At 58.1% G+C, this 9,605-nt stretch carries 7 protein-coding genes; 3 read left to right on the forward strand and 4 right to left on the reverse strand.

Annotation, left to right across the window (positions count from 1 at the left end; all coding sequences use genetic code 11):
* Positions 1–2: 2 nt before the first annotated feature.
* The gene (locus A9Q02_RS18545; protein WP_172451137.1) at positions 3–617 is read left to right on the forward strand and encodes a CYTH domain-containing protein; all 615 of its coding nucleotides are present in this window, start codon (positions 3–5) and stop codon (positions 615–617) included.
* 156 nt (positions 618–773) lie between these two features.
* Positions 774–2,345, forward strand: a complete 1,572-nt coding sequence (locus tag A9Q02_RS18550; protein WP_097654566.1) for a CHAD domain-containing protein — start codon at positions 774–776, stop codon at positions 2,343–2,345.
* Between the two features lie 82 nt (positions 2,346–2,427).
* Here the strand turns inward: A9Q02_RS18550 and acs are convergent, their stop codons facing one another.
* The 3 genes from acs to A9Q02_RS18565 form a co-directional block, all read right to left on the reverse strand.
* A complete protein-coding gene (acs, locus tag A9Q02_RS18555; protein WP_097654567.1) occupies positions 2,428–4,362 on the reverse strand; it encodes an acetate--CoA ligase in 1,935 nt (644 codons plus the stop codon).
* Between the two features lie 30 nt (positions 4,363–4,392).
* The gene (gene prpE, locus A9Q02_RS18560) at positions 4,393–6,291 is read right to left on the reverse strand and encodes a propionate--CoA ligase (protein ID WP_097654568.1); all 1,899 of its coding nucleotides are present in this window, start codon (positions 6,289–6,291) and stop codon (positions 4,393–4,395) included.
* Positions 6,292–6,637: 346 nt separating this feature from the next.
* A complete protein-coding gene (locus tag A9Q02_RS18565) occupies positions 6,638–7,588 on the reverse strand; it encodes a tyrosine-type recombinase/integrase (protein WP_245860690.1) in 951 nt (316 codons plus the stop codon).
* Positions 7,589–8,057: 469 nt separating this feature from the next.
* Here A9Q02_RS18565 and A9Q02_RS18570 point away from each other — a divergent pair, with 469 nt between their 5' ends.
* Positions 8,058–8,426, forward strand: coding sequence for a 2Fe-2S iron-sulfur cluster-binding protein (locus A9Q02_RS18570; protein WP_097654569.1), 369 nt, complete (start codon positions 8,058–8,060; stop codon positions 8,424–8,426).
* On the opposite strand, the gene A9Q02_RS18575 is transcribed toward A9Q02_RS18570, so the two are convergent.
* On the reverse strand, positions 8,419–9,384 hold the full coding sequence (locus A9Q02_RS18575; protein WP_245860691.1) for a nucleoside hydrolase: 966 nt from the start codon (positions 9,382–9,384) through the stop codon (positions 8,419–8,421). The two genes, A9Q02_RS18570 and A9Q02_RS18575, sit on opposite strands and share 8 nt — an antisense overlap.
* Positions 9,385–9,605: the final 221 nt, after the last annotated feature.

Raw genomic sequence — 9,605 nt, forward strand, 5'->3', positions numbered from 1 at the left:
CTATGGAAATTGAAGCAAAATATCGTGTGGAGGCCGCTGATCTTGGCATCGTCGCCGCATTGCAAAACCTGGGTATTTATCGTCTCGACCCGGCCCCTGCCCCCGAACAACAAGAAAATGTGTACTATGATACCGTTGATGCGCGCCTCACTGCAGCGCGCTATGGCCTGCGTGTGCGCCGGGTTGGCTCGCGTTCACTGATTACACTCAAAGGCCCCGCCGAAGTAACTGCCGATGGCGTGCATCGCCGCTCTGAGTTCGAGTTCCCTGGCACTAATCCCCAGCCCACAACCTGGCCCGCCGGAGTAGCGCGTGAACTAACCCTCGCCCTGACTGGGGGCGCCACGCTGGTGCCAACGGTGACCATTAAGACCCAACGCCAGGTGCTCTATGCCCAGCGCGAGGGTGTGCCAGTTGCCGAAATTTGCCTCGATCACGGGGTGCTCGGTGTTGGCACGTATGAGCAACCCTTTAGTGAACTCGAAATTGAATTGCTCAGCGAAGGTGTCCACGAAGACCTGGTCTCCCTTGCGTCAGCCCTGAGCTTGCATATTACGCTTACACCTGAACCACGCACCAAGCTTCAGCGTGCGCTCGAGTTGCGCGCCCACGCATAATATCATGTACCGTTGGGCATGGCGCATGGTCACCCTGCGCAAAGCCGAAGGCCGAGCGAAGGGTCTGCGCACGGGGGAACGTAGCGATGCTTCGCTGCGCTCAGCATGACGGTCATGCGGGTGCTTCAAAGGTAACTGGTAGAAGGGAAAGTGATTATGAGCATTGATGTACTGTTGACAACCTATCAGGTTGACCGGGCTCATGCCCGTCAGGTGGCCGATCTGGCCCTTGCGCTTTTTGATGCCACCGCCGAACCGTACTCGCTCAATGCTGATGGACGGTATCTGCTCGAAGTTGGCGCACTGCTCCATAATGTTGGCTTGACCACCAATCCTGCCGAGCATCATCTCGTGGGCCGCGATCTTGTCCTTGGTCAATTGACCGACGGCTTTACCCCACGCGAACGGGCGATTGTGGCCGCACAGGTGGCCTTTCATCGCAAGAAGGTGCGCCCCCAGGTTGAACCCGCCTATCTAGCCCTGGGCAACAAAGCCCGCACCGAGGCGCTAAACTATGCAGCCCTCCTACGGGTGGCCGATGGCCTCGATAATAGCCAGTCGCAAACCACCGTGCTGCACGCCGTAAGCCGCACCGCCGGTGGCTTTTGTCTGCACCTCGCCGGCCCCTATGCCCAGGAGGATGGCGCACGGGCCATCGCGAAGGCCGATCTTTGGAGCAGGGTCTTTGGTGAGTCGCTCGATATGGTGATTGAACATGCTGGGGATGAAATGCCGCACGGATTCCAATTGGCTGAAGAAGCGGCCCAACCCGAGCAGGCCCAGGATGCGCTGATCGCACAACCCGACGATCCCGAGGCAAGCGAAGCTGGCCTGCTCGAACCATGGTATGCGCAGGCGACAACGCCCCTGGCCGAACTGGGCCGCGTCTTGCTGCGACGTCAACTTCGCCGGATGTTGCTCGCTGAACGCGATGTTCGCGCCGATACCGACATCGAGGCCGTCCATGCCCTCCGTGTGGCCACGCGACGCCTGCGCGCCATTCTCCGCCTGCTTGCCCCGGTCTATAGTGGTAGCGACCTGCGCAAGTATAACAGAGGCATCGGGCGCATTGCCCGCGAAGCAAGCGCCGTCCGCGACCGCGATGTCTTGCTCGACGATCTCAGCCGACGGGCCGCGTCACTCCCCACCGAGTTGCAACCCAGCCTTGGTACGCTGATCGAACGTCTCGGCAGCGAACGCAAGGCCGCCTATGCCGCCCTGATCAAGCACCTCAACCGTGACGATCACGCGGCGTTTGTCCAACGTTGCGCCCAGATGATGAATGATCACACCCAGTGGGACGACCAACCCCGCGTCTGCGATCTCGGTGGAAGTACGATCTGGCGGCACTACGAAGCCCTCCGCGCCTACGACCGGGGTGGCTTGCCAGCCGAAATTGCTCAACTCCACATGATGCGCATCGAGGGCAAGCGCATGCGTTATGTACTCGAGCTCTTCAGTGATACGCTCGGTGAGTGCGCTGAAACAGCGGTGAACGCGCTCGTCGGCTTCCAAGATCATCTCGGTGAACTCAACGACCTCGATGTCGCCCGCGCCCTGCTCGCCCCGCATCGCCGCGACGCCACCACCGGGGCCGTGGTCGCCGCCTATATGACCCTGCGCGAAGAACACGGCCACCAACTCATCGCTGAACTTCCCGAGCGCTGGGCTCAACTCAATAGCCCCGCGTATCGTCAGATCCTCGTGGATTTAATGCTCAACTTGTAAACCAGCCACGCTGGCTTACAGAACTCTCGCCCATGCAAAAAAGCCAGCGTCGCTGGCTTTTTTGCATGGGCGAGAAGCAACCCTATTCCTCTAACGTACTCACATCACCCTCAGGCAGACCCTGGGCACGCGCCTTGAGCACACGCCGCATAATCTTACCCGAACGTGTCTTGGGCAGCACAGTGACGAACGTAATCTGATCTGGGCGCGCAATCGGCCCGAGCTCGTGACCAACGTGGCTCCGCAGTTCATCTTCGAGCTTGGGACTACCCTCAAAGGTCGCCCGCAGAATGACAAAGGCATGGATCGCATTGCCCTTGACCTCGTGCGGCAGACCAATCGCCGCTGCCTCGGCCACCGCCGGGTGGCTGACCAGCGCACTTTCGACTTCTGCCGTGCCAAGGCGATACCCCGAAACCTTGATCACATCATCGAGGCGCCCAATGACCCAGATGTAGCCATCGGCATCTTTGCGGGCGCTATCGCCAGCCGCATACATGCCGGGAACCTTCGTCCAGTAGGTATCAACATAGCGCTGCGGATCATTCAAGATCGTCCGCATCATGCCAGGCCAGGGGCGCTTGATCACCAGCAACCCATCCTCATCGGGCCCACACGACGAGCCGTCCTCGTGGATAACATCAACCTCGACACCCAGGAACGGCCGCGTTGCGCTGCCCGGCTTGAGCGGCACAGCAGGCGTCGGGGTGATCATGAAATGGCCCGTCTCGGTCTGCCACCACGTATCCATAATCGGACAGCGGCCGCCACCGATCACATTGTAGAACCACTTCCACGCCTCGGGGTTGATCGGCTCACCAACCGAGCCAAGCAGACGCAGGCTACTCAAGTCGTGGCGGGAAGGCCAGGCCTCTCCAAAGCGCATCAGGCCACGGATGGCCGTTGGTGCCGTGTAGAGAATGCTGATCGAGTGACGATTGACGAGCGACCACCAGCGGTCAGGGAAGGGATAGTTGGGGGCGCCTTCGTACATAAATGACGTCGCGCCATTCAACAGCGGGCTATAGACAATATAGCTATGGCCGGTGATCCAGCCCGGATCAGCGGCACACCAGTAGCGATCCTCTTCCTTCAGGTCAAAGACCATCTTGAGCGTCGCATAGGTACCGACCATATAGCCGCCGTGGGTATGCACCACACCCTTGGGCTTGCCGGTTGTCCCCGAGGTATACAGGATAAAGAGCGGTGTCTCGGCATCAAGCACTTCGGTCTGGCACTCAGCCCCAGCAATCGGCAGGCTCATCAACTCGTGCAGCCACAGATCGCGGCCAAGTTCCATATTGACCTCGTGGCCGGTGCGCTTCACGACCAGACACGTCTGCACGGTGGGCGTACGCGACATCGCCTCATCGGCAATCTGCTTGAGCTCGATCACCTTGGCGCGCATAAAGCCGCCATCGGCGGTCACCAGTACCTTGCTATGCGCATCAGCCAGGCGGTCGGCCAGGGCCGCCTCAGAGAAACCGCCATACACCACGCTGTGGGCGGCCCCGATCTTCGCACAGGCAAGCATAAACATCGGCAACTCAGGAATACGTGGCAGATAGATGGTGACAATATCACCCTTCTTCACACCCACGCTCTTGAGCACATTGGCCATTTTGTTGACTTCACGGTTCAGCGCATGGTACGAAAAGGTGCGCTGGGTACCATCCTCACCTTCCCACACGATCGCCAACTTGTTTTTGCGCCACGAACGGGCATGGCGATCAAGTGCATTATGCACAATGTTTGTCTTGGCACCAGTGAACCATTTAAAGAAGGGCTTGTCACTATCATCAAGCACCTTCTCCCACGGCTCAAACCACTCCAACTCACTGGCCATATCGGCCCAGAACTGCTCATTGTTATCGAGTGTCCACTGATACAGCTCATCGTAGCTCGAAAGACCCTTGGAACGGGCGTAGGCCATCACATTGGACTGTTCGACGATTGACGAGTCCGGCGTAAAAACCTCATCGTGATGGTACGTTGCCACATCGCGGGGCTCGGTCATGGGGTAACCTCCTTGTTCCACAACACACAACTATAGATCGCCCTTGAGCAGATCAACCGCCTCGCGCACCATATCAACGGTGGCATCGTCTTCGATCGTGCTCAGATCACCAATATTATCGCCCTGATAGACGGCTCGCATCACACGGCGCATGATCTTGCCCGAGCGCGTCTTGGGCAACATACTGACAAAGTGAATGGCATCAGGTGTAGCGATCGGCCCAATATTCTCGCGCACCAGTTGGGTTAGACCGCGCGAAATGCTGTCGCGATCAGCAGCCGCAATATGCTGCTTCAACACCGCGAGCACCAATACACCTTCGCCTTTGAGTTCGTGACGAACCCCAATCACCGCTGCCTCGGCAACGGCGGGATGGCTCGAAATAACCTCTTCGATCTCTCGCGTGCCCAGGCGGTGCCCCGACACATTCAAGACCTCATCGGCGCGACCGAGCATCCAGTAGTAACCGTCCTCATCCTGGATCGCATAGTCACCCGACATATAGACCGTCTTGCCCTTGAAATGCTCCCAGTAGCTCTTCAGATACCGATCGTCATCATTCCAGAGCGTCATCAGCATGCCGGGGGGCAACGGGCCATGCTCAATCAAAAAGCCCTTTTCCCCACGCGGGATCGAGTTGCCATCGGTGTCAACAATCTCCAGATTATGCCCAAAGGCCGCCACCGAAGGCGAGCCGGGCTTCACCGGCATCTGCTCGACGCCAACTGGGTTCGTGAGCATACTCCAGCCGCTCTCGGTCTGCCAGTAGTGATCAATCACCGGCACCCCAAGGGTATTTTTGGCCCACTCGTACGTTGGCGCATCCAGCGGCTCACCAGCGGCATAGAGAATCCGCATCGAACTGATGTCGGCATTCTTCATCCACTGATCGGGGAACTTGCGCAACGCCCGCAGCGCCGTCGGGGCCGTAAAGACGTGGGTCACACCATACTTCTCGATCACCCGCCACCAGACGCCGGGATCGGGATGGTCAGGCCGACCCTCATAGACCACCGTCGGCACACCCTTGAGCAGCGGCGCATAAACAATATAGCTATGCCCAACGACCCAGCCAATATCCGACGTCGACCAGTAGACATCGCCGTCACCACAATCATAGATGTGGCTCATCGAGGCGTGCAGGGCGACCATATACCCACCGGTGTCACGCACGACCCCCTTGGGCTTGCCGGTTGTGCCCGAGGTATAGAGAATATAGAGTGGATCAGTCGACTGCACGGGGGTTGGCTCGATGTAGCGCATCCCACGCTTCTCGAGTTGCTCGGCCCAGTCAAGATCACGGCCCTTCTTCATCTCGATTGGCACAAGCCCACGATCCAGAACAAGCACATCACGCACACTATCCGAATCCGCAGCCTCGATCGAACGATCAACAATCTCCTTGAGCGGAACGGGCATACCTTTGCGCATCCCGGCATCGGCGGTAACAATCAAGACTGGCTCGGCATCATCAATGCGCGACGCCAGCGACGTGATCGAAAAGCCACCAAACACGACCGAATGGATCGCGCCAAGGCGCGCACAGGCCAGCATCGAAAAAATCGCCTCGGGCACCATCGGCATATAGATGATCACCCGATCACCTTTGCGAACCCCCAGGCTATGGAAAACCCCAGCAAGGCGATTGACTTCGCGGTAGAGTTCAAAATAGGTAAGCGTACGCGACTGCCCAACCTCCGGACTCTCCCAGATCAAAGCCGCCTGACCGCGACGCGGCCCGAGCGCGTGCCGATCGACGGCGTTGTAGCACATGTTGGTCTCACCACCAACAAACCAGCGATAAAAAGGTGCCTTGCTGTCATCAAGCACCTTATCCCACGGCTTGTACCAATGAAGCTCAGCAGCAAGCTCCCCCCAAAAGCCCTCCGGGTCTTCGATCGAGCGGCGGTGAAGTTCCGCGTAGCCCATACAAACGCCTCCTCTCTGAGGAATTCGGTTCCTGGACAAGGAAATTGTACACAGTGTTGCAGAACAATACCACGCAATGCGTGGTATTGCAAGAGTTGCACTTTCGCAAAACACTGTAAAGATTCTATACCAGGTCTGTGTGACTGTCCCTCTATTGTAATCCCTGAAAACGCGATCGCAGGTAGAATACATCTACCTTTCTGGTGAAGAAAATTTCACCAGAAACAGAAACAGCGCAGCCAGAGCGCCAAGAGTGTCCGCCCTAGCTAAAATACCTCAGCCCACGCCAAAACCGCCAGCAGTGCTGGCGGTTTTGGCGTGGGCTGAAGCAATGTACCAACAGGCGTTAGGAAGCCTGTTGTTCACGCTGGGCTTCCTCTTGCGTTGCGCCACCAAGCTGGTGTGCATGCACGATTTCGGCGTACCGACGTGTGCTGCGCGGATCACGGTGACCAAGGATCCGCCGTACGACCTGCTCGGGATAGAAGGCGATTAGTTCGGCGGCAGCCGTGTGGCGCAAGTGATGCAACGTGTACCGCGGTACTTCGCGGCCATCCTCGATGTCGACGAGGTGGGCCTGCTTGCAGACCTGTACCCAGCGGCGATGCAATGTGTCATACGACGCACGGTTGCCCCGCGATGAACGAAAGAGTGGTGTCTCAGGGGGAAGCGTCTCGGCCATGTCACGCATCCAACTCCGCAACCCACGGAGGCTACGCGGCATCACATCAGGCGTCAACACCACCATTCGTTTGGTGCCACTCTTGCTATCCTGAACCAGCAACACTTCGCGTCCGGGCTCAAGAATGACATCGCCAACATTGAGGTTGAGCACCTCGTCGGTACGAATCCCAATCTCGCGCAAAAGAATAAAGATCAAACGGTACGGCTGCGATGAACTGGCAATCGCACTGTCTAAGGCCCGCCGCTCGGCTTCGCTGGCAATAGGCTGTGGACGGTGTTCAGTATGATAGCGTGCTTGAACCTGCTCAACCGGGTTGTGCAAGGCCAGACCTTGCTTGACCGCCCAGCGAAAAAACCGCCCCAGACTCGCAATCCGCCGGTTGGTTGTTCCCGGCTGTTCATTGCGGCTGGCTAAAAACTGCTTGATGTCGTCAGCCGTAATCGCCTCGAGTGGAGCCTCGATCATTGCTGCGGCTGTGCGGAGATCGCACCGGTATGATGTGATCGTGTTTGTGCTCAGACCATGCTCGTGGACAACATCGCTGAGAAATGTCTCCATTTCACTTGCGATCGTACGCGGGCAATGGAGTGAGAGATTGGCGTTCGTGGACATGTCCGCCCTCCTGTGTGACGCTCCGGGTCCGCGTCTTGCTGCTGCGCACCCTACTTCTTGCTGGCGTCACCTAGCCATCTGCTGCTACGGGCATCAGTTGGCTATCACCTAAGAGCCCTTGGGCCCTCTCGTTCTCGAGTCACGCTCTTTTGGTTATATTCACGCGCATTATAGCAAAAAGTCATTGATAATTCTAGTTCACGTCTCTGAATATTTGAAGCCTCATATATAAAGAGGTTGTCATATGTTCCATCTCCCCACCAGACATGTTTCTTTCTGCCCTCAAGTATCTTTTTAGCTCATTGCAATCACTTCTACGCCCTGTCACGCGTATTGTCACAAGGCCTACGAGACAAGCCGTGCCCAATGGGTTGACGCTGAAGAGGTCCTGTGGTACGGTAAATATATCGTAACCATATTGCTCATATTCCTGAAACTGTATAATTACCGCTTTGCTGGAGGTTTTGGTATGCCGATGTTGAAGGTTGGCGAGGCAACCGTCGAAGTTGCGCAAGGGACACGTCTCGCAGTGGCAATTGAACAAGCCGGGGTCGAAATTGGACATCGTTGTGGCGGGCACGCTCGTTGTACCACCTGTCGTGTGACCTTTGCCGACGGTGAGCCGACGACGATGACCCACGCTGAATACGCCAAATTGAGCGAACGGAACCTCCTGGGCCAGTACCGCCTCGCTTGTCAGATTACCTGTGACCACGATATGACCATCGCCGAGGTTCCGATGACGAAAGCGAGCCAGAACTGGACTGATACTGGCCCCGCCCTGGAAGCCGAAGTGACCCCCGAAGCCATCTTCCTCCCGCTTGATCAACTCACCTGATCAGGCGACTCAAGGCCGCCATACGAGCGAGAAAACGTTCGATGAAAGCCGCACTGTCAAACCGGGCCACATAGCGAACATTCGCAGGTTGCCCGGTTAACCCCCGAAAATCACCGATGGTCTTGCCCATGGTCAACTCACTCACTGTCTCTACCGTGACATAGAGGTCGCGGAGTTCGGCGAGTTCGGGCCACCAGACCAGGGCAAGAGCTGCGGGGTCGTTGATGGCACACCCCGCCCACCCAAAATGTTCACGGTGAAAGTCCATATAAAACCGGGTTGCGTCGGCAATAAACTGGGGCACAGGCCCACCATGCGCACGCAAGGCTTGCACCTGCTCCTCTGTGACCCGCACCTGCTTGGTGATGTCCCACGGCATGATAGTGATCGGCATCCCGCTACTCAAGACAATCTGCGCGGCGTGAGGGTCAGCATAGATATTGAACTCGGCCAGCGGGGTCGTATTGCCTTGGTCGTGCAACGCCCCACCCATGATGATGCATTCATGCACCGCAGTGGCAAGCTGCGGCGCTTTGCGTAACGCCAAGGCAACATTCGTGAGCGGACCGACCGCCACCAGCGTTACGTCGCCTGGGGCAGCCAGGATCTCGCGGATGATCATATCCACTCCATGCTCGGCCACAGGCACCACCGGGCTCGCTGGCAAACTGGCATAACCAAGGCCACGCCCGCCATGCGTCTTCCGTGCCGTCACCGGCTCACGCAGCAGCGGACGCACGCACCCAGCCGCCACCGGAAGATGTGGGTGCCCGGCAAGCTGTAAGACGGCCAGCGCATTTGCCACCGCATCTGACAACGGGCAATTTCCATGCACGACACTTAACCCGGCAAGCTCTATTTCTGGCGAAGCAAGCGCCAACAAAATCGCCAGCGCATCATCAATCCCGGGATCAGTATCCAGAACCACCCGGCGCGGTCGTGAAGAGACCATGTCCATAGCGTTTCCTCTCTATCTTCGCCACTGAGCCACCCATTATAGGGCATAGCGCCTTCAGCAGGGCGATTGCATCTTCCGTGCATGCACCCCACCAGGGCACCCGCAAGGGGTGCCCGTACACCGGACCCGGCCCTGTAGGGGCACCCCTGGCGGGTGCCCTGGCGGGTGCCCTGGCGGGTGCCCTGGCGGGTGCCCTGGCGGGTGCCCTGGCGGGTGCCCTG

The organism is Candidatus Chloroploca asiatica, from assembly GCF_002532075.1.
GTDB classification, from domain to species: Bacteria; Chloroflexota; Chloroflexia; order Chloroflexales; family Chloroflexaceae; genus Chloroploca; species Chloroploca asiatica.

Excerpts from the sequence above, each read along its gene's own strand:
- A9Q02_RS18575 (WP_245860691.1), bottom strand. The coding sequence starts at position 9,384 with ATGGACATGGTCTCTTCACGACCGCGCCGGGTGGTTCTGGATACTGAT.
- A9Q02_RS18565 (WP_245860690.1), bottom strand. The coding sequence starts at position 7,588 with ATGTCCACGAACGCCAATCTCTCACTCCATTGCCCGCGTACGATCGCA.
- prpE (WP_097654568.1), bottom strand. The coding sequence starts at position 6,291 with ATGGGCTACGCGGAACTTCACCGCCGCTCGATCGAAGACCCGGAGGGC.
- acs (WP_097654567.1), bottom strand. The coding sequence starts at position 4,362 with ATGACCGAGCCCCGCGATGTGGCAACGTACCATCACGATGAGGTTTTT.
- A9Q02_RS18550 (WP_097654566.1), top strand. The coding sequence starts at position 774 with ATGAGCATTGATGTACTGTTGACAACCTATCAGGTTGACCGGGCTCAT.
- A9Q02_RS18570 (WP_097654569.1), top strand. The coding sequence starts at position 8,058 with ATGCCGATGTTGAAGGTTGGCGAGGCAACCGTCGAAGTTGCGCAAGGG.
- A9Q02_RS18545 (WP_172451137.1), top strand. The coding sequence starts at position 3 with ATGGAAATTGAAGCAAAATATCGTGTGGAGGCCGCTGATCTTGGCATC.